General features: G+C 41.9%; 22 protein-coding genes and 1 tRNA gene. 11 read left to right on the top strand and 12 right to left on the bottom strand.

The genetic code is table 11. The features are described 5' to 3' along the window. Positions 1-28 precede the first annotated feature (28 nt). From AC23P2_RS05440 to AC23P2_RS05420, 5 genes are read left to right on the top strand one after another with little or no spacing between them, the layout of a single operon-like run. Positions 29-679 (top strand): hypothetical protein, encoded by a 651-nt coding sequence (locus AC23P2_RS05440; RefSeq protein ID WP_487772251.1) that lies wholly within the window; start codon positions 29-31, stop codon positions 677-679. 2 nt (positions 680-681) lie between these two features. Next, positions 682-1,449 carry a glycosyltransferase family 2 protein gene (locus AC23P2_RS05435; RefSeq protein WP_487772250.1) on the top strand — a complete coding sequence of 256 codons (768 nt, stop codon included), beginning with the start codon at positions 682-684 and terminating at the stop codon, positions 1,447-1,449. Positions 1,450-1,492: 43 nt separating this feature from the next. Beyond that, the gene (locus AC23P2_RS05430) at positions 1,493-2,695 is read left to right on the top strand and encodes a glycosyltransferase family 4 protein (RefSeq protein WP_487772249.1); all 1,203 of its coding nucleotides are present in this window, start codon (positions 1,493-1,495) and stop codon (positions 2,693-2,695) included. Further along, positions 2,664-3,269 carry a sugar transferase gene (locus AC23P2_RS05425; protein ID WP_487772248.1) on the top strand — a complete coding sequence of 202 codons (606 nt, stop codon included), beginning with the start codon at positions 2,664-2,666 and terminating at the stop codon, positions 3,267-3,269. Before AC23P2_RS05430 ends, AC23P2_RS05425 begins: the two co-directional genes overlap by 32 nt. 11 nt (positions 3,270-3,280) lie before the next feature. Further along, entirely contained in the window at positions 3,281-3,883 is a 603-nt protein-coding gene (locus AC23P2_RS05420; protein WP_487772247.1) for an acetyltransferase, read from the top strand. On the opposite strand, the gene AC23P2_RS05415 is transcribed toward AC23P2_RS05420, so the two are convergent. Next, positions 3,880-4,212, bottom strand: coding sequence for a phage holin family protein (locus AC23P2_RS05415; RefSeq protein ID WP_122933044.1), 333 nt, complete (start codon positions 4,210-4,212; stop codon positions 3,880-3,882). The genes AC23P2_RS05420 and AC23P2_RS05415 overlap by 4 nt on opposite strands. A gap of 110 nt (positions 4,213-4,322) precedes the next feature. Between AC23P2_RS05415 and ubiE the strand changes: the two genes are divergently transcribed. From ubiE to AC23P2_RS05390, 5 genes are all read left to right on the top strand, one after another. Next, on the top strand, positions 4,323-5,045 hold the full coding sequence (ubiE, locus tag AC23P2_RS05410; protein WP_487772246.1) for a bifunctional demethylmenaquinone methyltransferase/2-methoxy-6-polyprenyl-1,4-benzoquinol methylase UbiE: 723 nt from the start codon (positions 4,323-4,325) through the stop codon (positions 5,043-5,045). After that, complete coding sequence (porT, locus tag AC23P2_RS05405; RefSeq protein WP_487772245.1) at positions 4,994-5,734, top strand: type IX secretion/gliding motility protein PorT/SprT; 741 nt, start codon at positions 4,994-4,996, stop codon at positions 5,732-5,734. Before ubiE ends, porT begins: the two co-directional genes overlap by 52 nt. 105 nt (positions 5,735-5,839) lie before the next feature. Further along, the gene (locus AC23P2_RS05400) at positions 5,840-6,799 is read left to right on the top strand and encodes an isopenicillin N synthase family dioxygenase (protein ID WP_487772244.1); all 960 of its coding nucleotides are present in this window, start codon (positions 5,840-5,842) and stop codon (positions 6,797-6,799) included. A 60-nt stretch (positions 6,800-6,859) separates the two neighbouring features. Beyond that, positions 6,860-8,059 carry a chromate efflux transporter gene (gene chrA / locus AC23P2_RS05395; protein WP_487772243.1) on the top strand — a complete coding sequence of 400 codons (1,200 nt, stop codon included), beginning with the start codon at positions 6,860-6,862 and terminating at the stop codon, positions 8,057-8,059. Positions 8,060-8,142: 83 nt separating this feature from the next. Further along, complete coding sequence (locus AC23P2_RS05390; RefSeq protein WP_487772242.1) at positions 8,143-10,290, top strand: S46 family peptidase; 2,148 nt, start codon at positions 8,143-8,145, stop codon at positions 10,288-10,290. Between the two features lie 91 nt (positions 10,291-10,381). On the opposite strand, the gene der is transcribed toward AC23P2_RS05390, so the two are convergent. Both der and era read right to left on the bottom strand, forming a co-directional pair. Continuing rightward, a complete protein-coding gene (gene der, locus AC23P2_RS05385; protein ID WP_487772241.1) occupies positions 10,382-11,689 on the bottom strand; it encodes a ribosome biogenesis GTPase Der in 1,308 nt (435 codons plus the stop codon). A gap of 92 nt (positions 11,690-11,781) precedes the next feature. Then, positions 11,782-12,705, bottom strand: a complete 924-nt coding sequence (gene era, locus AC23P2_RS05380; RefSeq protein WP_487772240.1) for a GTPase Era — start codon at positions 12,703-12,705, stop codon at positions 11,782-11,784. Between the two features lie 129 nt (positions 12,706-12,834). Here era and AC23P2_RS05375 point away from each other — a divergent pair. After that, positions 12,835-12,907 (top strand) — tRNA-Met (locus tag AC23P2_RS05375). Positions 12,908-12,984: 77 nt separating this feature from the next. On the opposite strand, the gene AC23P2_RS05370 is transcribed toward AC23P2_RS05375, so the two are convergent. From AC23P2_RS05370 to ftsZ, 9 genes are all read right to left on the bottom strand, one after another. Next, the gene (locus tag AC23P2_RS05370; RefSeq protein WP_487772239.1) at positions 12,985-13,506 is read right to left on the bottom strand and encodes a histidine phosphatase family protein; all 522 of its coding nucleotides are present in this window, start codon (positions 13,504-13,506) and stop codon (positions 12,985-12,987) included. Between the two features lie 34 nt (positions 13,507-13,540). Next, positions 13,541-15,343, bottom strand: coding sequence for a tetratricopeptide repeat protein (locus tag AC23P2_RS05365; RefSeq protein ID WP_487772238.1), 1,803 nt, complete (start codon positions 15,341-15,343; stop codon positions 13,541-13,543). Positions 15,344-15,938: 595 nt separating this feature from the next. After that, a complete protein-coding gene (locus tag AC23P2_RS05360) occupies positions 15,939-17,600 on the bottom strand; it encodes an Ig-like domain-containing domain (protein ID WP_487772237.1) in 1,662 nt (553 codons plus the stop codon). 155 nt (positions 17,601-17,755) lie between these two features. Next, positions 17,756-19,618, bottom strand: a complete 1,863-nt coding sequence (gene mnmG, locus AC23P2_RS05355) for a tRNA uridine-5-carboxymethylaminomethyl(34) synthesis enzyme MnmG (protein ID WP_487772236.1) — start codon at positions 19,616-19,618, stop codon at positions 17,756-17,758. A 97-nt stretch (positions 19,619-19,715) separates the two neighbouring features. Further along, positions 19,716-20,141 carry an rRNA maturation RNase YbeY gene (gene ybeY, locus AC23P2_RS05350; protein ID WP_487772235.1) on the bottom strand — a complete coding sequence of 142 codons (426 nt, stop codon included), beginning with the start codon at positions 20,139-20,141 and terminating at the stop codon, positions 19,716-19,718. A 255-nt stretch (positions 20,142-20,396) separates the two neighbouring features. After that, positions 20,397-21,368 carry a radical SAM protein gene (locus AC23P2_RS05345; RefSeq protein WP_487772234.1) on the bottom strand — a complete coding sequence of 324 codons (972 nt, stop codon included), beginning with the start codon at positions 21,366-21,368 and terminating at the stop codon, positions 20,397-20,399. A gap of 51 nt (positions 21,369-21,419) precedes the next feature. After that, positions 21,420-22,262 (bottom strand): acetyl-CoA carboxylase, carboxyltransferase subunit beta, encoded by an 843-nt coding sequence (gene accD, locus AC23P2_RS05340; RefSeq protein WP_122933068.1) that lies wholly within the window; start codon positions 22,260-22,262, stop codon positions 21,420-21,422. Positions 22,263-22,385: 123 nt separating this feature from the next. Then, positions 22,386-23,093: a DNA alkylation repair protein gene (locus AC23P2_RS05335; RefSeq protein WP_487772233.1), complete on the bottom strand. Its 708-nt coding sequence runs from the start codon at positions 23,091-23,093 to the stop codon at positions 22,386-22,388. 1 nt (position 23,094) lies between these two features. Then, the gene (gene ftsZ / locus AC23P2_RS05330) at positions 23,095-24,570 is read right to left on the bottom strand and encodes a cell division protein FtsZ (RefSeq protein WP_487772232.1); all 1,476 of its coding nucleotides are present in this window, start codon (positions 24,568-24,570) and stop codon (positions 23,095-23,097) included. Positions 24,571-24,608: the final 38 nt, after the last annotated feature.

Genomic DNA, 24,608 nt, shown 5'->3' with positions numbered 1-24,608 from the left:
TGTCAGCCCCCCCCTTCCAAGAACCACGATGAATAGTTTGCGCTTTTTAGTACTTTTTTTTCTGGCCCACCAAGCCTGGGGTCAACCGTTTGAGCCTTATTTTAAAGAGCTTAGTGAGCAATTGCATTTAGCTCCTCCCAAATTACCTAAAGGCTCCTACCAAGTAAGGCTTTGGGTGAATGTCTCACTTGCTTTTGGGAAGGCTCAAGAGGTATATATCATTACCCAAAAACGAAAAAAATTGTTACTCGAAAAGCGCACGCTTTATCATACAAAAGATGGATTTTTGCGTTCTGCGGTCGATTTAAAAGCAGAAGTAAAGGATAAAACCTTTTTCAATGAGCTAATAGCCAACGCTGTGTTAACAAGTCGCGACCAATCCATTATTACGGATTCGTTATACAATGTCTATCGTTCTTTTAAACAAACGACTCGGGTAGAAATACAGGATGGGGAAGTAAAAGTGATTTCTAATAAGCCCCCAAAATTGACCATGTTACTAGATGGAACCACGTATTATTTTGAGGTGATGGGAAACGATTTTTTCAGAAAGTATGAATTTCATTCGCCCAAAGCATACGCAACGACATACCCTGAACTAGAAGAATTGAGTCGAAACGTAGATTTAGTACGGCGTATTTTTATTGCTTTTTTAGAAAAAAGCCGCGACATATCGTAGTTATGACTTTGCCCCAAGTAACCGTCATTTTACCCGTTTTGAACGGTGAAACTACGCTCGCAAGGGCAGTAGAGTCGATTCTACACCAGACCCATCCGCATTGGAAATTGTTAGTGATTGATGATGGCTCCACCGATGCTACCTTGGAAATTGTACATTCATTTCAAGATTCTCGGATTACCGTAATCAGTGATGGACTTCACAAAGGCATTGTTGCGCGACTCAATCAAGGGGTGGAGCTCGCCGATACACCATACATAGCACGAATGGACGCCGACGATTTTTCTTTGCCCGAGCGATTAGAACAACAACTTCATTTTCTGGAAAAGCACCCCGAAATTGACCTCGTAGGCACCGCCATTTACTTAGTTAAACCCACTGGCGAAATAATTGGAAAGCGTATATTTTCTACTTTGCATTCGGGTATAATTTCAAAGCCTTGGCTCAAAACCATTTCCATCGCTCATCCCACTTGGTGTGGACGTACCGCATGGTTTAAAAAATGGCCTTATCAAGATTTTACCCGAAATGAAGACCAAGAACTTCTCCTGAGGGCATCTTCTTCAAGCACATACTCAAATCTTTCAACTCATTTGCTAGAATATACCTTTAAAAATAATTTCTACCAAAATTTCCAAACTCGCTTGAGTTGGCTAATCGTTTTGGTAAAATATTATCTAAAAAAAAGGCAGTTTATTGGATTATTCTTAGGTATATCTGTATTTTTTGTAAAAATTTTTATGGATTTTGTGCGAAAGTGCTTGCATTAATTACCTATTTTAAAGTCACCAAGGTTTTAAAAAGTGACTCATTATGAAGGTAATACACACATTCACTGTACCCATTTCGCTTTGTTTCTTAGAAAACCAATCGTCGTTTTGGAATATAAATAACTACAAATTACACGTCATTTCAGCTGAAGAACGCGGCCTATTAGAAGAATTTTGTCAGAAAAATGGTGTCTCCACTTATGCTGTCTCATTTAGCCGTGACAAAGACCTATTCAACTCCCTCTCCAATCTCCGAACGTTATTTTCTTATTTCAAGCGACAGCAGCCGACCATCGTGCATGGCAATACGCCCAAAGCTGCTTTTCTGAGCATGATTGCAGCTAGGCTTGTTCATGTGCCTGTTCGGGTGTATGAAATGCACGGGCTTCCGCTAGAAACCGCACCCTGGCCTTGGAAAATATTCTATTGGGGGATAGAAAAAATAACCTGCGCATTGGCGACCCACGTCATCGCAGTCAGCCCTTCGCTACGAAAAAGTGCTATTAAAAAACGGCTCGTTTCTGCTTCCAAAATTTCTGTCATGCACTTTGGAAGTTGCAACGGCATTGATGCCATTCAAAAATTTAACCCTGATTTTATAGACTTCCAAAAAGTAGAAAATCTACGAAAAAAGTGGAATCTTAATTCTGCTCAGCCCATCATCGGATTTGTAGGAAGGCTCACACCCGACAAAGGTATTCAAGAATTATACGATGCTTGGCGACGAGTAAAACAAGTCATTTCCACTGCCAAACTCTTGATTGTGGGAGACTGTGATGAACGGCAGCCTATTTCTAAGCGACTTCTTTTACAATTAAAAAATGATTCTTCGATTGTGTGTCTAAATCACCAATCTGACATTAGTTCGGTTTATGCACTGATTGATTTTTTGGTATTGCCTAGTCACCGCGAAGGGCTTGGAAACGTCGTATTGGAAGCCGCAGCGATGGGTAAACCGTCGGTTGTCAGTCGAGTAACAGGGCTAAAAGACGCTGTAATTGAGCATCAAACGGGTATTTTTTGTAAACCCAAGTCCAGCCAAGACTTAGCTAAAAAACTTATTTTTTACCTTCAAAACCCCGAAATTGTGAAACAGCACGGCAAAACGGCCCAATTCAGAGTCCGCAAACAATTCAGTCCTCAAGACGTCTGGCACGCAAAACTTATGCTTTATCGGCGTTTGGTTGCCGCTTCCGAATCCGTAACTTTGCCAAATGTATCCCCGATTTTTCAAACCACTGATTGACAAAACCGTCGCTGTCATTTTGTTGTTATTTACTTTGCCTATTACACTATTAATAAGCGGGTTATTATATATTTACAACGACGGAAAACCTTTCTTTTTTCAACTGCGGCCTGGGCTTTATGGCCAAATTTTTAGAATTTGGAAGTTCAAGACCATGAACGACCGTAAGGACAAAAGCGGCGAGCTATTACCTGACCACGAACGCTTGACAATTGTAGGTAAATGGGTACGAAAAACATCACTTGATGAATTACCTCAACTTATCAATGTCTTGAAGGGCGATATGTCGTTGGTGGGGCCACGCCCATTGTTGGTGGAATACTTACCATTGTACAATACACACCAAAAACGCCGACATGAAGTCAAACCTGGGATTACGGGTTGGGCACAAGTCAACGGACGCAACGCAATTTCGTGGCAGCAAAAATTTGAGTACGACGTTTGGTACGTAGAAAATCTCTCCTTCTTTCTCGACTTGAAGATTTTATGGCTAACGGCCATGAAAGTGGTTAAATCAGAAGGAATAAATGCTTCGCAAACAACGACAATGGAAAAATTTACGGGAAACAACTAACTCAAACAACTATGCTTTTATACGGTGCAAGTGGTCATGCCAAGGTAATCATCAGTTGTTTGCGGGCTCAAAATATAGAGATAAACGCCATTTTCGATGATGATTTATCGAAAAACGAACTTTGGGGGATTCCTGTCGTTGGAAGTTATAGTGCCCAACAATCGCCTTCTCTTCCCCTCATTATTTCTATTGGCTACAATGCCATACGAAAAAAAGTAGCAGCAAGCATCCGACACCCCTTTGGAAAAATCGCTCACCCGACAGCCCTCATCGACAACTCAGTGAATTGGCAAGAAGGTACGGTTATATTCCATCAGTCAGTCATTCAAGCCGACGCCCGCATTGGTAAGCACGTGATTGTCAACACCTCTGCCTCCATCGACCACGACTGTGTTATTGAAGACTTTGTACACATTGCCCCAAAAGCTACCTTGTGCGGCAACGTTCGGGTAGGTGAAGCGACGTTGATTGGCGCTGGTACGGTCATCGCACCTAACTTAACCATTGGTAAAAACTGTATGATTGCCGCGGGAAGTATCATTACCAAAAACATTCCTGACAACGCCATTGTGCGCGGAAATCCTGCTCGGGTTATCAAAATAAAATCAGCTTAGTTTTTCTTAAAAATATGGTATAAAAGCCGACGAACGATGTTGTTGACCCAACCTCCTGCCCGAATCCAAACAATCGTTTTTATTAAAAGTAGCCCAAACACAATGGCAAAGCCCCAATAGCGGCTATCGAGCCATTCGTTGAGTAAAACGGCCAACATTATAAAAACAAAAATGCCCGTTAGCGAAACTAGCAATAACAAAACCACCAAATAGATGATTTGAATAACAATGTTTTCAATCTGCTCTTGGGCTTCGGTTTTAAATAAATCCAGGCGGGCTTCGAGGTATTTGTACAAATAATCCCGAATTTCTTCGATTTTTTCTATCATGCTAGCTAAGTATTTCAATACGGTGAACAATTTTACACAAAACTCTTTAGTCCTACAAAGCGTTTCACAAATGTCGTTCGTACCTTTGTGAACTTTTTATTGATATTGATATGGCTGTAGTTCCTTATAAAGATAAAGACGCCTCTAAGCGAGAGCAAATTGCTGAAATGTTTGACAACGTATCGGCAAAGTATGATTTTTTAAATCACTTCCTGAGTGCAGGAATTGATTTTTACTGGCGCAAACGTGCCATCAAGCTCCTTCAAGCCGAAAAACCTCAAACGATTTTGGACATTGCCACGGGCACGGGCGACTTTGCCATTGAGGCCCTCAAGTTGAATCCAACCAAAATCATTGGGGTGGACATTTCGGAGGGGATGTTGGCTGTGGGTCGTGAAAAAATCAAAAAAATGGGCAAGGAAAACGTGATTGAGCTTCGCAGTGGCGACTCGACCAACCTCATGCTCGAAACCAATTCGTTCGATGCCGTCATTGCTTCTTTCGGAGTCCGTAACTTTGAAAACCTATTAGCGGGCCTCACCGAAATGTGCCGTGTGACCAAACCAGGCGGAACTTGCGTTGTTTTGGAGTTTTCAAAACCGAAAACTTTCCCTTTCAAACAATTATACAACTTTTACTTTCGTTACATTTTACCAGTTATCGGACGAATGGTTTCCAAAGATGCCTCGGCCTACACCTATTTGCCCGAATCGGTACAGGCGTTTCCTGATGGGAACGACTTTTTGAAAGTTTACGAACAGGCAGGTTTTAAAAACACGAAATGCATACCACTCACTTTCGGAATTTGCTCCATTTACGTTGGCAAAAAGTAATTATTGGCGCGTTGCTCCTTGGGCAAGCAATCTTGTTTTCGGCAAACGCCCAAACGTCAAGCTATTACCGTAAACATTTAGAACACTACGACGACAAGCCCGTACATTACGGCTTTTTGTTTGCCCTGCCCGTTACCCGTTTTGGAATCGTGCATAGCAATACGTTTTTAACCCAAGATACCCTCAATCGCATTACGGCGCCTGCTACCGCAGGTTTTCGTATGGGATTTGTGGTAAATGGCTATCTAAATGACAGTTGGGACATCCGTACGACGCCCTCTGTATCGCTCTACGACCGCCGTGTTCAATACGAATATGCGAAAGGAAGCACACGTACCGAACTCCGTGAAGCCACTTGGATTGAAATTCCTGTCTTATTCAAATACAAATCCCAACGTCGAATGAACACCCGCATGTACATGCTTGGGGGGATGACGTTTGGCTTTGAGACCAACGTTCGTAAGCGCCTTCGCCAAGGTTCGGATTTTTTAAACACCCGTGGTTCAGATTTAACAGTGGACTACGGTTTTGGACTTGAGCAATTCTTGGCCTACACAAAATTTTCTCCTGAAATTCGGTTTTCACACGGGATTCTTAACTTATTCCGTAGCAACGACCTCAATACATCGAGCAATGGTATTCATCGCCTGACTTCTCATACCGTTACAATTTATTTGATGTTTGAATAAACCGATTGTTTTTTCAAACTTTGTAGAAATGAATCCCAAATTGTTGGGATATCCGCTATTTGACCAGTAGCGGATATTTTCTTTTATTCCAAATCATCAACTATCATGTCAGAAATTGCTCTTTTAGACGAAATCCCGTCTTTAGACTTATCCGATTTTACATCGGGCAATCCTGAGCGCAAAGCCAAATTTGTCCAAGATTTAGGATCTGCTTTTAATAATATTGGCTTTGTAGCCATTTCTAACCACGGCCTGACGGAAGACATTCGGGTGAAACTTTATGAAACAGTTCAGGCATTTTTTAAACAACCAGACGAAGTCAAATACAAATACGAGTTTCTGGAACTCAACGGTCAGCGTGGCTACGTCAGCAAAGGACGTGAAAAAGCGAAAGGGTTTAAAGTAGCTGATTTAAAGGAGTTTTACCACGTAGGACAACCTACTCCCGAAGGCGAAATGCCGTCCAATGTTTTCCCCGAAGAAGTACCTAACTTTGAAGAATACACAACACTGGTTTTCAACACATTTGAAAATACGGGAAAAACTCTTCTTCGCGCCATTGCCCTATATCTTGATTTGGATGAAGATTATTTTGAAGACAAAGTGCGTAACGGAGATAGCATTCTGCGCGCTTTGCATTATTTTCCACTCGACCCCGAAACCGTACCAGAAGGAGCCGTTCGGGCTGCTGCCCACGGCGACATCAACCTCATTACGTTGTTGATGGGTGCAAGTGCCGAAGGATTAGAAGTGCTCCGTCGCGACGGGGCTTGGATTGCAGCCACCCCTTCTCCCGACCAAATCATCATCAACGTAGGTGATATGCTCGACCGCCTCACCAACCACAAACTCAAGTCAACGATTCACCGAGTAGTCAATCCTCCACGTGAAAAGATGAATACATCGCGGTACTCGATTCCGTTTTTTATGCACCCACGTGCTGAAATGAACTTGACTTGTTTGAGCAGTTGCGTTACGGCCGAACATCCCAAACTGTACGTTGACATGACTGCAGGAGAATTCCTAAACGAACGCCTCATTGAGCTTGGATTGAAAAAAGCCTAATCACCCGCCTCCTCACTGCTTTTTCTGAAGGTAGTGAGGAGGCTAAGCCCTCCTAATCACTTGTCGGAATCAGTTTTACACTCACACGTTAGGCAAATTCGCTACCTCATCTTTCTTAAAGATGTTCTTGTTCTTGCGTTGACGTGTTTTGGAGGCCCACAAGTGCATTTGGTGATGTTTTTGGAGCGTTTTGTTCAAAAAAGACGTTACATCACCGAAGCCGAACTTCTTGAATTACAAGCACTTTGCCAAGTACTTCCTGGCCCTACTTCCACCCAAACCATCACGGCATTGGGCTTTAAAATCGGAGGTCCTACCCTTGCCTATCTTACCGTACTGATTTGGTCGTTGCCTGCGGTGATTGTCATGACGTTGGCAGCTTTGGGTATTTCTTACCTCCAGCAGCACCATATTTCATTGTCGTTCATGCGTTTTGTAGAACCAATGGCCATTGGTTTTCTAGCGTATGGCGGCTATTCGATTGGCTCCAAAGTCATTCATAATCAGCTACATTGGATTATTTTAGGAATATCGGCACTCGTATCGTACATTTTTCCCTCACCCTACATGACACCCATTGTCGTGATTTTAGGCGGTGTCATCACATCTTTTCAATACCAACGACTCCAAAAATTGGACAAAACGCCTATTCGTATCGAATGGGCCAACTTTTTTCTTTGGCTTGGTGTACTCATCGCCGCAGCCCTTCTTGGGAAAATTACCAACTGGCTCCCGATTCGCTTGTTTGAGAACTTTTACCGAAATGGTAGTTTGGTATTTGGCGGCGGGCAGGTGCTTAATCCCATGCTTTACACGGAGTTTGTGGAGTTTAAACAATGGCTCTCAGAGCAAGAATTTTTGACGGGCATGGCCTTGGCTCAGATTGTCCCTGGCCCTGTTTTTTCGATTTCGTCTTACATTGGCGCGCTTTCTATGCGTAACGATGGCGTTTTTGGGCAACTTATTGGCAGTACGGCAGCCAGCTTAGGAATTTTTTTACCTGGAACATTTTTAATTTTCTTTGTGTATCGTTTTTGGAACGAATTAAAGAAATACCGAGGAATCAGAGCTTCGCTCGAAGGTCTCAACGCCGCCAGTGTTGGCTTGACTATTGCGGCAGTCATTCGGATGTTTTTGGCTACAGCTACGACGACGACGGGCATTTTTAGTATTCTGCTAACAATTTGTTTACTTTACTTCACCAAAACCCCTCCTTACATCATTGTTTTTGGGGGAATTTTGCTGGGAATCTTACTTTAGAAGTAACCTTTCCCTTTACAAAATCAGAAAAATCTACGTTCAACCAATAGTTACTTTTTATTACATTTCTGTTTTAGCAAACCATGAATAAACTTAAAACGACCCTGTGTGCCTTGTTGGCAAGTTCGCTGGCATGGGCTGGGAACCCCTCCGATGAAGGGATGTGGCTTCCACTCTTGATTGGAAAAAATGAAGCCCAAATGAAAAAACAAGGCTTTAAACTCTCCGCAAAAGAGATTTATAACGTCAATAATGCCAGCTTGAAAGATGCCATCGTACGGATGGGTGGCGGTTTTTGTACGGGCGAAATTGTCTCTGACCAAGGACTTTTGTTTACCAACCACCACTGCGGCTACGATGCCATCGCGACAAACTCGACTCCACAAGACAACATTCTCGACAATGGTTTTTGGGCAAAATCATCCAACGAAGAACGCCCCATCAAAGACCTTTATATCGACATATTGGTACGGATGGAGGATGTGACAGACAAAGTTCTCCCTCAATTGGCAGGTCTTAACGAAAAAGCCCGCGCTGCCAAAGTCAACCAATTAGGCAATGAGCTTTCTCAAAAAGCTACCGAAGGCACCAATTACAACGCTTCTGTACGCGAGTTTGCCAAAGGAAATGCCTATTATCTGTTTGTCTTTGAAAAATTTTCTGACATACGTTTGGTAGGAACACCTCCCCAAAGCATTGGAAAGTACGGTGGCGATACCGATAACTGGGTTTGGCCTCGTCATACGGGCGACTTCTCAGTATTTCGTATTTATGCCAACAAAGACAACAAAGGAGCCGATTACTCCAAAGACAACGTTCCGTACCGTCCCAAAAAATTCTTACCTATTTCCCTAAAAGGCATCAAACCAGGCGATTTTGCAATGGTATTTGGGTTTCCAGGACGTACCAACCGCTACGAGACTTCTATGGGAATTAAATTGGCGATTGAAAAAGTAAATCCTGGTATCGTCAAAAATCGTGGGGTACGTTTGGAAGCGTGGAAAGAAGAAATGGACAAAGACGTGGCAGTCAAACTTGCTCTTGCGTCTGAATATGCCAGCATTGCCAACTATTGGAAATACTTCATTGGTCAAACCGAACAACTCGTTCACCTCAAAGTGTATGACCAAAAAGTAGCCCTCGAAAACCAATTTAAAGAATGGGCCAAAGGCAAAGCTGAGTACGAAAGCATTTTTGAGGAATGGACAAAAGCCTACGCGGCATACGAACCTTATTCAACTCACTCCGTGTATCTTTCTCAGGGAATTTTTGGGGCTCATTTGGTCAACATCGCCCTTCCAGCAGTGATGAGTGCCAATGGATTTAAAGAAGCTGCCACAACAAAAGCAGCTTCTGAGCGCTTAAAAACGGCAGGGGAAAGTTTTTTCAAGTCGTTTAATTTGCCTTCTGACCAGAAAATTGTTGCCCAAACACTCCTTGCTTTCTATAACGATATTCCAAAAGACCAACATCCTGCCATCATTGGGGAGATTTTATCGAAATTTTCGGCAGGAACACCTGAGGAGTCGTTCAAAAAATTTGCCCAGGAGCTTTACCTAACAAGCATTTTTAGCGACAAAGGCCGATTTACTCAGTTTTTAGAAAACCCTAATTATGAGAAATTGACCAACGACTGGGCATTTAAGTATTTTTATGATTTCCAGAGAAACTATGTTGCAAAATACGCAAAATACAGCACTGATTTTCAAGAAGTTGACAAACGATTGGCACGCACCTACATCAAAGGACTTGGCGAAATGAATCCAGCTTTGGTTCAGTATCCTGATGCCAATAGTACTTTGCGTGTGAGCTACGGGAATGTGCAAGACTATGACCCACGCGACGGCGTTCACTACAAATACCGCACGACGATTTCGGGGGTTATTGAAAAGTACAAACCAAAAGACGACGAATTTGATTTACCACAAAAGTTTCTTGACCTGTACAAAGCCAAGGATTTTGGTCAATACACGGATAGCGACGGCGAAGTCAGTGTCGGTTTTATCACCAACAATGACATTACGGGTGGTAACTCGGGTAGCCCAGTGCTCAATGCCAAAGGCGAATTGATTGGTTTGGCTTTTGACGGCAACTGGGAAGCGATGTCGGGAGATATTGTCTTCGACCAAAAATTCAAACGTTGTATCAACGTTGACATCCGCTACGTGCTTTGGTGCATCGAAAAACTAGGCGGTTCCGATTTGGTAAAAGAGCTAAAAATTGTGAAGTAGTTATTGATTTATAGTCAACGGTCGATAGTCCACAGCCGATGGTATTGCATTTATACCCACAAACTGTTGACTATCGACCATGGACTAAACCCTATTTGTCGCGGAAGAATATTGTAATCGGAACCCCTTCAAAATCAAAGTTTTCTCGCATTCTATTTTCCAAATATCGGATGTACGATTCTTTGATGTATTTAGGGTGGTTGGTGAAGAAAACAAAGGTTGGTGACGGCGTTGGCAATTGAATCATGTACTTGATTTTAATGTGCTTACCACGGTGTGCTGGTGGCGGATAACGCTCAATTTCCGCTTGCATTACTTCATTCAATTTAGAAGTCGTGATTTTCTTCGTTTTGTTTTCATAGACTTCCATTACCTTTTCCATCACCTGGAAAATTCGCTGCTTTTCATGAACTGACGCAAAAATGATGGGCATATAATCCATGGGCGCCAATCGTTCAATCATCTCTTTACGAAGTTTGTCGGCAGTTTTTGAGTCTTTCTCCATCAAATCCCACTTATTGACCATCACCACAATGCCTTTTTTGGCTTTGTGTGCCATTCCAATAATATGAAGATCTTGGGCTTCTAAACCACGCGAAGCATCTAACATCACAAGCACGACGTCCGAATCCTCCATGGCTTTTACCGAACGCAGCGTTGAATAAAACTCAATGGCCTCTTTCACCCGTGATTTGCGACGAATACCTGCCGTATCAATCAAGATAAAATCTTTACCGTAGGCTTTATAACGCGTGTTGATGGCATCGCGGGTGGTTCCAGCAATGTCAGTCACAATACTTCGCTCTTTGCCCGTTAGAACGTTCAAGAACGACGATTTTCCTACATTGGGGCGACCAAGGATTGAGATTTTGGGAATGCCTGCATCAGGATCCTCAATCCCTGCGTTTTTGAAATGTTTTACCACTTGGTCGAGCAAATCACCCGTTCCAAAACCTGTTTGCGACGAAATAGCGTAAGGCTCTCCAAGACCCAGTTCGTAAAATTCGGCAGCGGCCATTTCACGATCACGGGTTTCGGCCTTATTAACGACCAGATACACTGGCTTTTTCGACTTACGTACCACATTTGCAAACTCTTTGTCTAGGTCAGTTAGCCCTGTCATGCTATCGACCATAAACAAAATCACGTCGGCTTCGTCCATTGCGATTTCAACTTGTTCACGAATGGCACCTTCAAAGACATCTTCCGAACCCACTACGTATCCACCAGTATCAATAACTGTAAAATACTGTTCTGTCCAAAAGGAATTGCCGTAATGACGGTCGCGGGTTACCCCACTTTGGTCATCCATGATGGCTTGCCGTTGTTGAATCAACCTGTTAAACAGCGTTGATTTACCCACGTTGGGGCGTCCTACTATTGCTACTATATTTGACATTGAAAAAGTGTAAAATGTTGGTAATCAAGGCTCGGGTCAAACTATACCCCCTTTCGCACATTCGCTTGAGATGTGCCTACAGCCTTTTTCCCTTAGTTATCGTATCCAAACTGTTTCAAGCGTTGAATTTTGTTTCGCCAGTCGGGTTCTACTTTTACGTATTGTTCTAAGAACACCTTTTTACCAAAAAACTGTTCCATATCCTCCCGCGCTTGCGTTCCTATCTTTTTCAGCATCGCGCCTTTATCGCCGATGATGATTCCTTTTTGACTAGCACGTTCCACCAAAATTACCGCTCGAATCACGATGATTTCCTTTTTCTCCTTAAACTCCTCAATCACTACCTCTGTACTGTAAGGAACTTCTTTTTTGTAGTTCAAAAACACTTTTTCTCGAATGATTTCCGAGGCAAAAAAGCGTTCTGGCTTGTCGGTAAGCTCATCTTTTGGAAAATACGGTGGGTGTATCGGCAAATACTCCATGATGGCCGTGAAGAGCTTGTCTATCCCCTCTTGCTGCAAAGCCGATACCGTCACGATAGCCGCCGTAAATAGCTTTTCTTTCCAATAGGCTATTTTTTCTTGAACTTGTTCTTCCGTAGCTAAGTCAGTCTTATTGATGACTAAAATTAGGGCACCTTCCGTTCTTGAAAGTTGTTCTAATACTTCACTTTCGTCGTGTTTTTCAAAAATATCAGTGACAAACAAAACGATGTCAGCATCTTCCAGTGAGCCTTTTACAAACTCCATCATTGATTCATGCAGTTTGTATTGGGGTTTTATGATGCCTGGCGTATCTGAATAAACCAACTGAAATTCGGTTTCTTCGTGAACTCCATTCAAAATCCCCATGATACGGTGGCGGGTAGTTTGGGCTTTTGACGTAATAATAGAAAGCTTTTCTCCGACCAAAACGTTCATTAGCGTCGATTTTCCTACGTTAGGTTTTCCAACAATACTAATAAACCCCGCACGATGATTGGGATTGTTATACACCTCTTTATCTTCAATTATCATTGTTTTCGTATTAATACACCTAGCCCCTCTACATGTATCAGAGGGGCTAGGTGTCGATAAAAAAAATATTTTTTTGCAAAGATAGTTGTTTTTTTGAAAATAGCTCTTACCTTTGCAGTCCCATTATATCGCGGGATAGAGCAGTTGGTAGCTCGTCGGGCTCATAACCCGGAGGTCACAGGTTCGAGTCCTGTTCCCGCTACAAAATAAAAGTGCAACAAGTTGGTCATCAATCTGTTGCACTTTTTTGTTTCTCTACGGTGGGCGGATTCGGGGACGTTATGGTAATGTCTGTGCCCCGTATGTTTTTTCTTCGAGTGTTTTTCGACTACCACCTACTCCTTTTTTAATCGTAATCACAAACAAATTATCGTAATCCGACGATTCTATTTTTGCTTTTGTAGGTGTTACGCCAAATCCCTTGACGATTTCTAATACCGTGTCACTGTGACCCACAATAACTACATTCTGCTTCCCTATTTTTTCTACAGTTTTTACAATGACTTCGGTAGGATGTGGTTCATATACCTCGTAACCTTTTCCTGTAACATCACAAAGTACTTGGGCCGTCTGTCGGTTTCGTTGGTATTTGGTTCCAAAAATTCGGTCAATGTTTTTGTTTTTTAAGCTATCTGCTAAAGCCTGCGCCCGTTGTAAGCCCGCGCTGGACAACGGTGTATCTGTACTTTGATCTAGCCGCTCGGCGTGTCGAACTACATATATTTTTGAGGTATAGCAAGCCGACAAACTCAGCCATAAACACACAATCAACAAACTATTTACTTTCCCTAACTTATTCACGTTTGTACACATTATTGTGGATAACTGTTGATAATTAAAGGTTGTCGCCTCTCAATTGTCTAAATCGTTTTCGTGCATCAGCCGCATAAATACTAGCTGGATACTTTTCTAGCAATTTTTGATACAATTCCATTGATTTGTCTTTGTCTTTGAGTCGATTTTGGTACAAATCGGCCATCATGTAAAGTGCATCATCGCCAAGAATGTCCATTGCATACTTATCCACAATTATCTGTAAGTTTTCCACTGCTTTTACATTATCCCCCATTTTGGCATAGGTTTTTGCTTTAAGCCACAAGATTTCATCGGCCAGTGTATGGTCTTTATACTTTTTCAACATCTCGTCTAAGCGTCCTAGCGCAAGCTCTGGTTGATTCTGATACAAAAGCAAGTCAATCGACGCATACTCCTTCATCGCGTCTTCTGACGTATCTAAACCCGTATTATCTTGAATTAATAGGCTCAACGAGCCCGCGTCGTTGGCAATCTCTCGCGATGTCGCCATTTTCAGGATGTCAAGCAAGGCTTTTGACAATTCAAAATCACCTGTATAATAGAATTGTCGTGCATTTCTAAGTTTGGCCTCATACCCTAGTGGGGTTTCTTTTTGCGACTTTTCCACTTGAGAGTACAGCAATGTGGATTCCCATGGCTCATTTTTCAACAAATATATATCGCCCAAATCTAATTTACATTTGTCGATAAAATCACTTTCTGCACGTCCAATTTTAACAGCGTCTTGAAGCACCACAATGGCCGAGTCTTTGTCATCCATGTAAAACGCATATAAATTGGCCATGCTGCGCATTGCTTCCAAGGTGCGATTATTTTGCCCCAACTCCGATAATAATTTTCGATAATCATCTATAAGTTTACGCACACTTGGTTTTTCAATCGGAAACGTATTCTTCACTTGTTCTTCTCTGGCCACAATCACCATACGACGGGCATACGGATACAACTGCCCCTGCGGATATTCTTTGATCAGATAATCGAATGATTGAATAGCTGCGCTGTAATCTTTGTTTTGCAACGCCAAGTTTCCTAAGTCAAATACTTTGGTTCCGTTGTATTTGAGTCTTCTATCTAGCGCTCTTTCTTGGATGAAAGCCTTTCCGAATTGTTTTTTCTGGGTAAAAAACCAAATCAGCATTTCAGCATAGAAAGTTTCATTGGGGTGCCGCTGGATTTTTTCATACAATACTTTCTCAAATTTTGCTTGGTCTTTTTCTTCTTTGAGAAAATCCTGCAAATAGTTTTGAATAACTTCTTTATTTTGAATGGCCAGCCCAAGGCTCAGCAATTCTTCAATCATTTGTTCGGTCTTTCCTGTTTGGGCATACAATGACGCCAGCTCCATTTTGAAAATAGTTTCGTTACCCGCCGCAGCCCGTCCCTTCAGTAAGGCCCCTATCGCCGCTTCTGTGTTATCTATTTCCCGAAACTCATCAGAGAGCTCTTTATACGCATTGATGTCCTTAGAAGGCACTTGTGCTAGGCTTTCATCATATTTCTGCATTGCTTGGGGCATTTGTCCCGTTTGTTCGAGCATTCTTCCCCAATAAAGCGTATATAAATAGCCAAATCGAGCGTCCGATTTTTGCTGACGTTTGAAAAACTTTTCAGCTTCTTCAAAATCTTTCAATTTAATAGAACAGCTGACATACCTCCGCAGATAAATCTTGTTGAAGTCTTTGCGTAATATTTTTTGATAAAGCGCCACGACTTTATCACACTCTCCTTTTTGAAAATAGGCATCCGCTAAGTCAGCATCGCTTTGGGCATAAGCCATACTGGACATTAACAACAAGCCTAGCCCCACGAGTAGTATCCACACCCGATTTGGGGTTATACACACTTTTTCTTTTCCCATTATAAAAACAATAAATATTAATTTTTAAAACTATTAAAGTTAATTAAGGCCGGGGATAAGTGGAAAACAAAACTATTCACAAGTTTTCCACTTTATTCTAAAACGCTATTGTGAATAAAATATAAGGTTATCCACTTGTTTTTATTTTTTTCCACAACTGAAATTACTGTTTTTCAAGCAAATAAACAATTGTTCACATTTTGTCGTGGATTGTGGATAGTATTATCAACGATGTGGATGACTATTTGTCCACAAAATTCAGTGTGAAAAACACCTTGAAATGATGTGCAAAACCTGTGTAGATTCCCACATAGTGGATGTGGACAAATAATTCTCCACAATTCAAAAAGGTTATCGACAGCCTTATCCCCGGGTTATCCACTAAATTGTGTGAATGAAAACAGTTATCCACAATGTTGTTAACATTTTTTCCGCCAAATGTTCTTTTTTGTGAAAATGACGTTTCACAGATTAAAATCTACCTACGCTTATTTTGAATATATACAAAAAATGCGCCAAGAGGCGCATTAGCTTTTCCACACCGTATGTGAATTGTGAATTATTTTGTGGATAAGTCTATATCTATGCCACTCAAGACAAAGTTTTTCTTGACTTTGATCGCATCAGGATAAAAAAGAATAGGTTCGGCCAATTTTCGGGTTTTAAAATCGCCTGCATCCCACTTCCCATTCTGATTTTCATCTACGATGATTCGAATATTATATAGGGCTGGTTTTAAGTAACTGAATCGGAATGATGGTTTTGTAGATGTTTTGACGACCTCAAATTTCTCGTCCAATAACTCTATAATAAAAGGCTGCTTGGCTCCCTTGATTTCTCCCTCTAGCATACTGTATTCTTCTTCATCCATGATGGGAAGTTTTAATATCCGTTCTGGAATGGTGTCGTTTTCAACACTAAAAAAAGTGCTTTTGGGAAGTACCACCTTCAACAACTTACGGGCTGAAATTTGGTGTGTAATGGTTAGTATGGTTTTATTATTTTCCCATGTATAATCGCTAGGAAGTAGTTGTTCGGTTTTGAGACTATCACTCACCAACTGAATTTGGTTCAATCTTGCTTCAGCTAAGGGCTTATTGAATGTGAGCTTTAAAGTAAATAACCGAGGTTCGATAGGGTCATTGTCTTGGTGACTGGCTTTCATATCAAACGGTTCTTTATTGCTATCACTATTTTTCCCGGCGTTTCTAGCTTCTCGAAATTTGATTTTTTGAACGTGTTCAAACAGAATCCCTACTGAGTCTCGAATCATAATTTTTGCCACTAATGTGTCTTTCCTAGTCTTGGTATTGAAGAACTTTAACTCGCTTGGGCCGTTCTGAAGGTAGGGAATAGAGTCATTGGGATTATCGAACTTTACCTTATAATCAACAAACCCCTTGTCGTAATTGATAGAATAATAATAGGTTCGCGGGATGGTTCCCTTCACTTTTGCGGGGGTAGTATTGGCTAAAAACAGTTTGAGTGAAGCGCCTGAGAATTGCGTAGAATCTTTAATTACGAGGCTATCCCTTAAATAAGCGATTCTCTCCGTCTTCAAATTATAGGTAAATGAGCGGTTTTTGTCATCGAAAGCTACAAGACGATAGAGGTTGGACTGGATATTTTCGATGCTAAACCTACCCGAACTATCCGACCGTGTAAAATACATGGGCTTCATTTTTTCGATATTGAGCGTATCAGAATGCGGATATAGGCCAACCAAGACATCAATCATAGGCTTGTTGGTAAGCAGGTCTTTTACCTCTCCCCTAACGAGGGCAGAGTCGATTCCAATCCCTGTGCTAAAGACGAGCCGTAAATTTTTGGCAGGATTTTTTTCGCTAAAATCTTTAATCGCATCCCCAAATGAAAACGAATATGTCTTGGCTGAATCGAGTGACTTCTTAAATACAAGACGAACACTCGTTGGTTTTGCTTTGTACTCATATTCGCCTGGGTCGGGCGTAACCAATAATTTTTGCTGTAGATTTTCGGCTACAATGTACTCGTCAAATTCAAGTTCTATGGTTTTTCCTTTGTAGTTGGTTTGCTTATTTTCGGGAATACTCTTTATCAACTTTGGCGGAATTGTATCTCGTTTTCCTCCCGTTGGAGAAATGGGTTGGGAGCAACCCAGTAGTAAGAAGTAAAAAGCAGCAGTCAGCAGACTGTAGATGCGAAGCGTATTTACTAACTGTTTTATGTTGAAGGAACTCATGTGTTGGGCGAAATTTTTAACAAAAATAAAAAGGGCTTTTGTTAGCCCTTGCAAATTAACATCTTTTAAAACGAGTTTATTGTTTGATGACTTTCTACCAAAAGAAAAGGGGAACTTTCAAAGTTCCCCTTTTCTTTTGGTAATCAATAAAAAAATTAGCGCCCTATGTGGATCAATAAGACCGAAACATCCGAAGGACTAACTCCGCTGATTCGAGATGCTTGCCCTAACGTGTATGGTCGAATGGTTTTTAGCTTCTGTCGGCCTTCAAAAGAAAGTGCAGGGACTTTGTCATAATCGAAATTAGGAATGATTTCGAGGTCTTCCAGCTTGTTCATTTTTTCGACCATTAATCTTTCTTTTTCAATGTAGCTTTCGTATTTCACTTTTATCATGGCCTGTTCTGCGGACTCTGTATTAAAGCCATTTAAAAATGTTGCGAACGTTTCACTGAGTTTTTTGATGTCTTCGATTTCTACATCGGGGCGTTTTAGCAATTGATACAGGGGTTGTTTTTCTCGAATTGGGGACGTACCTATCTCTGCCAAAATCGGATTTACTTCATTGGGCGTTACTTTTACTTTTTGAAGTTCATCTAAAATGACGTCTGTATTGGCAATTTTCTCTTTCACACGTACTAAGCGTTCTTCGCTTGCCAATCCTATTTTATGCCCTAATGCCGTGAGTCGAATATCTGCATTGTCTTGGCGGAGCAAAGTGCGGTACTCTGCCCTAGAAGTAAACATTCGATAAGGTTCTTCTGTCCCTTTGTTTACGAGGTCATCAATCAATACGCCAATATATGCTTCGGATCTTTTTAAAATAAAAGCATCTAACTCGTGCGCATTTTGGTGTGCATTGATTCCTGCAATGAGTCCTTGGCAGGCGGCTTCTTCGTACCCTGTCGTCCCGTTGATTTGGCCTGCAAAGAATAAATTACCAATCAAGTGAGTTTCTAGGGTAAGCTTTAGCTGGGTTGGTGGAAAATAATCATACTCAATGGCGTACCCTGGTCGGAACATTTTTGCGTTTTCAAAACCTGGTATCAGTCGAATTGCTTTGTATTGAATATCTTCTGGAAGTGATGTTGAAAAACCGTTGATATACATTTCTACGGTTGACCAGCCTTCGGGTTCTACAAAAATTTGGTGGCTATCTTTGTCCGCAAAACGATTGATTTTGTCTTCCACTGACGGACAATAACGGGGGCCAAGTCCTTTAATCCGCCCCGTGAACATGGGCGATTTATCGAAGCCAGTCTTTAAAACGTCGTGTACTTTTTCATTGGTATAGGTAATCCAGCAACTTCTTTGGTGGGTAAGTGGTGGCGTTTCTGTGTAAGAAAACTTGCTTGGGATTTCATCACCTGGCTGTTCTTCCATTTTTTTATAGTCCAGCGAACGACCGTCTATGCGAGGTGGCGTCCCTGTTTTCATTCGCCCAGCCTCGAATCCCAATTGTATAAGTTGTTCGGTTATTCCAGTAGCAGCCTTCTCTCCTACCCTACCTCCGCCAAATTGTTTTTCGCCAATATGGATTAGTCCGTTTAGGAATGTGCCGTTGGTTAGTACCACAGCCTTAGCGGTAATTTCCACGCCGAGTGAAGTTTTGACTCCAACAGCCCTGTTATCTTTTATTATAATTTCTTTCGCTGTGTCTTGCCAAATGTCCACGTTTGTGGTTTGCTCCAATGTCATTCGCCATTCTTCTGCAAAACGCATACGGTCACTTTGGCATCTAGGCGACCACATTGCTGGGCCTTTTGAGCGATTCAACATTCTGAATTGAATCATTGTTTTATCGCTAATTATTCCTGACTGCCCCCCGAGTGCATCAATCTCGCGCACGATTTGTCCTTTTGCTACGCCACCCATTGCAGGGTTGCACGACATCTGGGCAATCGTGTGCATATTCATTGTGATGAGTAAAACGTGAGAGCCCATGTTTGCTGCCGCTGCCGCCGCCTCACAACCTGCATGCCCTGCTCCTACTACAATCACGTCGTATTCTGGAAACATAAAGTTTTTGTTTAATTAGTCAAATCTCGTGAAAATGTACTGTTTTGTGGAAAATCTAAAAATGTTTCACATGAAACATTTTTGTAAAGAACCACATTTAGGACTTTGGAAAGGTTGCAATGTATGTATCTTCCTTTTGTCTCATTATTAATTCGTCTTCATCTTCGTGGTCGTCATATCCCACTAAATGAAGGACACCGTGAGCAAGTACCCTTAACAATTCTTCTTTGAAAGTTTTTGATAATTGTTCGGCATTCTCTTTTACTCTGTCGATGCTGATAAAAATATCGCCTTCAACAATCCCTTCTATTTCTTCTGAATTATCAAAAGTGATAATATCTGTATAAAAATCATGATTAAGGTATTGCTGATTTACGCCGAGCAAGTACTCGTCAGAACAAAAAATGTAATTTAATTGGTTCAGTTCAAACCCTTCGGACTCAATGATGTCTTTGAGCCACGTCTTTGTTTTACGCGGATTAGGAATCTTAAAATCTACGTCTTCGTTGAAAAATTGAATCATTGGGAGGATTGAATATTGGTCGTAGTTCTACTAAAATATGCCCGATAATAAACGAATATTGCCTGTAAATTACTGAAAACCAGGGTATTTTATTAATAGAATGGCTGGTTCCTCTAGAAATTTGGACAAAATTAGGTGTTTAAAACGGGATGCTAAAACACTAAAAAAGTAGAGTAAAAATAGCCTTACTTCCTCTAAATTAATGAGTTAGCTTCAAATATTATAAGGCAAAATTAAGGAAGAATAAGGGAAGTATCAAAAGAGTTGTTTCCACGTCCCTTTGATTCTGTTGTATTTGAGGGTACTCGGAAGCGCTTTCCACCAATATTTATTGATAGTCACGGCAAAAGATGGTTGCATGTAACAATTGATGGCACAACCCTCGCAAGCAGGAAGACGGCCTTCTAGTGCGACTAGCTTTTGAACTTCGTCTGAGAGGTATAGCTCATATAAATTATTTTCAATCGCAAATTCTTTCAGCCCTAAATGATAACAAGGGAGTACGAGTTTGTTTTCTGGTGAAATGACGATGGTGGTACTACCTGCAAGACAAATGGGGGAATCTATGTGGTTTCCACCATCAAGACGTAACTGAATGAAGGCATCATTGAGATAGACATTGCTTTTTTTTCCCCACTGCCGAAGCTGCTGTAATGCCGCTGGAGAGAGCTGTGAGCCCACTTTATTGTACTCAAAGACGGGATTTAGGATAAGTACAAGGCCGTGAGGTTTGCATATTTCTTGCCAAACCTTTTCTATTTGGTGAATATTCGACTCAAAAACGGTAAAAAGTATGTCTGGACGCTCTCCCAACGACTTCGCGAGTTGGATAGATTCCATGACTTTGTCGAAACATTTTACCCCTCTGGACAAATCGTGCTCTTCTCGTTCGGGAGAATCAAGGGAAAAATGAAGCATGTCAACCAGCCCTCGAAGGCGATTGGCATATTTAGGGTAAAGCAAGCAGTTGGTCGTAATCGTAGTCAAAAGCCCCAGCCGTTTACATTCCTTTAGCAGCTCGTGAAGCTGACGATGTAATAATGGTTCTCCCCCTGTGAAATCAACGACTTTTACCCCTAACCGTTTTAGGGCAGCGAGATTGGCTTTGGCTTCTTCGAGGGTTATGTATGGCGAAGGGCGTTCCCAAATGTCACAAAAGCTACAAGCGGCGTTACAGCGATACGTCACATAGTAATTACATAAGACAGGGTGGGATACAAGACGCATAGGGGGTAAAAAACTTTCTGGAAAGTAGGGTGCTTTCCAGAAAGTGGGAATTTATTGAAGCATTCGTAGTAAACTCGCAAGCTTATCTTTTAAGTCTTTACGATCAACGATAAAATCTAAGAAGCCGTGTTCTAGAACGAATTCGGCGCTTTGGAAGCCTTTAGGTAAGTCTTTCCCAATGGTTTCGCGAATAACGCGCGGTCCTGCAAACCCAATAAGTGCGCCAGGTTCGGCAATATTAAAATCACCTAACATGGCGTAGGATGCCGTAACACCACCAGTGGTGGGATCCGTAAGTAAAGATATATATGGAATTTTTGCCTCCGACAAGAGCGCAAGTTTGGCCGAAGTTTTAGCCATTTGCATTAACGAATAGCCTGCTTCCATCATTCGTGCGCCACCAGAGCGAGAAATCATCAAAAACGGCATTTTATTTTGCAATGCGTGGTCAATTCCTCTCGCTATCTTCTCCCCTACTACCGAGCCCATAGAACCACCAATAAAGTTGAAATCCATGCAACTTACAACAATGTCGAGCTCATCCATTTTACCATAAGCGGTACGGACGGCATCTTTTAGTCCTGTTTTCTTTACGGTGTCACGGATACGATCGGGATACTTCTTTGTATCTTCAAAATTGAGAGGATCTCCCGATAGCATATTGGCATCAAGTTCGGTGTATTCTGCATTGTCAAAAAGAACAGAGAAATATGCTTCCGAACCAATTTTTTCGTGATAATTACATTTTACGCACGTATAAGCATTGACTTTATGTTCGCGAGTGTGCATAACATGCTTGCAGCTAGGGCACTGATACCAAAGCCCATCAGGAGCTTCGCGTTTCATTTCGGTGGGCGTCTGGATGCCCCTTTCTTTTCTAGTAAACCAAGACATGAGTTAGATTCGAGTTTTGATTTGTGTACTTTGAGTTTAGATAAGACGCTGATAATCAAACTCAATAGCGTTTTGAGCCTTTTAAAGGCCGCGCCAAAGATACATAAGAAATCAATCTATGTGTCAAAGTGATAGATAATACTTACGTTTTGACTCAGGAAAACGTTCAATGGCGTACCGTAAAGCGGTTCGAGGCATTTGTTTGGTATGGGTGTCTAGAAACTCTTCCAAGACCAGTTCATCGCGTTTTCCTACCTCGCGCAACATCCACCCCACTGCTTTGTGGATAAGGTCGTGAGAATGAGTCAATAGAAGTTCTGCGATACGCAAGGTGTCACTAAATTGATTGTGTTTGATAAAATGCCATGTAGAGACCATGGCCACGCGTTGCGCCCAAAGATGTGGGCGTTGCGCCAAGTCATCAAGAATGCTGCGGTCTTGTTTTAATAAATAAGCGCCAACAATATCGCGGCAGGTAACATCTACCAAATCCCAATTGTTGATGTAATCAAGGTGCGTAAGGTAGAAATCAAAAATTTGCTTCTGAGCAGCGGGGTCTTTTTTTGATTTCTGAAAATGCTTCATTAAGCCAATCAAAGAGGCCATTCTAATTTCGTGGTAAGGGCTAATAAGTAGCGCTTGCCATTCTAAAATAGACAGGTAGGCATATTGGGAGACCACAGACCGTATTTCGGGCATTGTAATGCCTAAAAACAAATCTCCTTCTCCATATTGGCCTTTTCCTGTTTTAAAAAAGCGCGAAAGAAAGGCAGCCTTTTCGGGGCTGCCTAGGGAGTGTAAATCTTTTTGAATGGACTCAATTCCTGTCATCTTATCTTTTGTGTTTGTCTAAAAGAATTTGAATAAACACATCGTCAGGTGAATTCGGTTTCTGGAATAAAACAACATTTTGACGCAAGAAGGCAGGTTTTTCGAGTTCTTTCTCCGAATATTTTCCATACGAAATGTCGTGTACAAGACGGCGTAAAATCTCGGGGTCTTCTTGTGGTTCCTCGGGTGTTTTTTCAACTACTGGAGGCTGTGGTGGTTTTACTGGTTCCTCAAAAACAGGTTTTGGAGGTTGTGGTACTTCTACTTTTGGCGGTTCTTGTACAGGCTTTGTTACCTCAATCTTTGCCTCAGTTATCTCTGGTTTTTGCGGAGAAACGGAGATTGGCGAATTGCTAGTGGTAGCAGTCGATTGTCTAGGGTTATACTCTGCTTTCCGCTCTGGAGCAGGTGGCAATGTGTTGTTTCTTTGGAGGGTGTCCGAAACAGATGGTAGTTGAACTGGCTCTTTTCTCTGCTTTACACTTGTGTCATAATTAAACGGCAAGTGAGAGTCTTCAAAACCCGCCGCAATGACTGTCACCAACAACTGATCACCAAGGGCATCATCAAAAATAATACCCACTTTACACATATCTGCTTCATCTCCGATGAGTCCTTCGATGTAATCAGTGATAATCATTTGCTCATCAAGCGTAGCCATGTGCTCTTCTTGTGTACTTGATGCAAGCGTCACAAGGATACGTTTTGCACCACGAATATCACGGTTGTTGAGAAGCGGAGAGTTAAGCGCCGCCTCAATCGCCAATTCAGCCCGATGCTCGCCCGATGAAACCGCCGAACTCATCACAGACGTACCTGCACCTTGAAGTACTTTTTTGACGTCCATAAAGTCGGAGTTGACACTTCCGTGGACGGTGATAATTTCTGCAATACTTTTTACGGCGTTTGATAGGACGTTATCAGCGTGCTCGTAAGCACGAAGAATCGGTAATTTGCCGTATAACTTAGCCAATTCGTCGTTAAGAATTACCAACACCGTATCGCAATGCTCTTTGAGGGCATTGATACCATCAATGGCTTGATTTTTCTTGATACGGCCTTCGTGGCTATAGGGAGCTGTCACAACCGCAACGGTTAACATCCCCATTTCTTTAGCAACCTTTGCAATGACAGGAGCAGCACCAGTTCCTGTTCCTCCCCCCATACCAGCAGTAATAAATACCATCTGGGTAGGAGGTTGCATCAATTGACGAATATATTCAATACTCTCTTCTGCAGCGCTGCGGCCAGTAGCAGAATCAGTTCCTGCTCCTAAGCCTTTGAGACTATCGGCTCCTAATTGAATTTTGTTATTGATAGGACTACGCATCAACGCCTGCTTGTCGGTATTACATACCACAAACACCACATCTTTGATGCCTTTTTTATACATGTGGTTGACGGCATTGCTACCTCCCCCTCCTACACCAATTACTTTGATGATAGGGGCATCGTCTAAGTGGGTTGACTCTTCCATAACAAACTCGTAGTCGTGCTCAAAAACGTTTTTTCGTG

The sequence above is a fragment of the Runella sp. R0.1_18 genome (genome assembly GCF_057652155.1).
The sequence above is the reverse complement of the archived record's forward strand: the minus strand, read 5'-3'. Positions and strand labels throughout refer to the sequence as shown.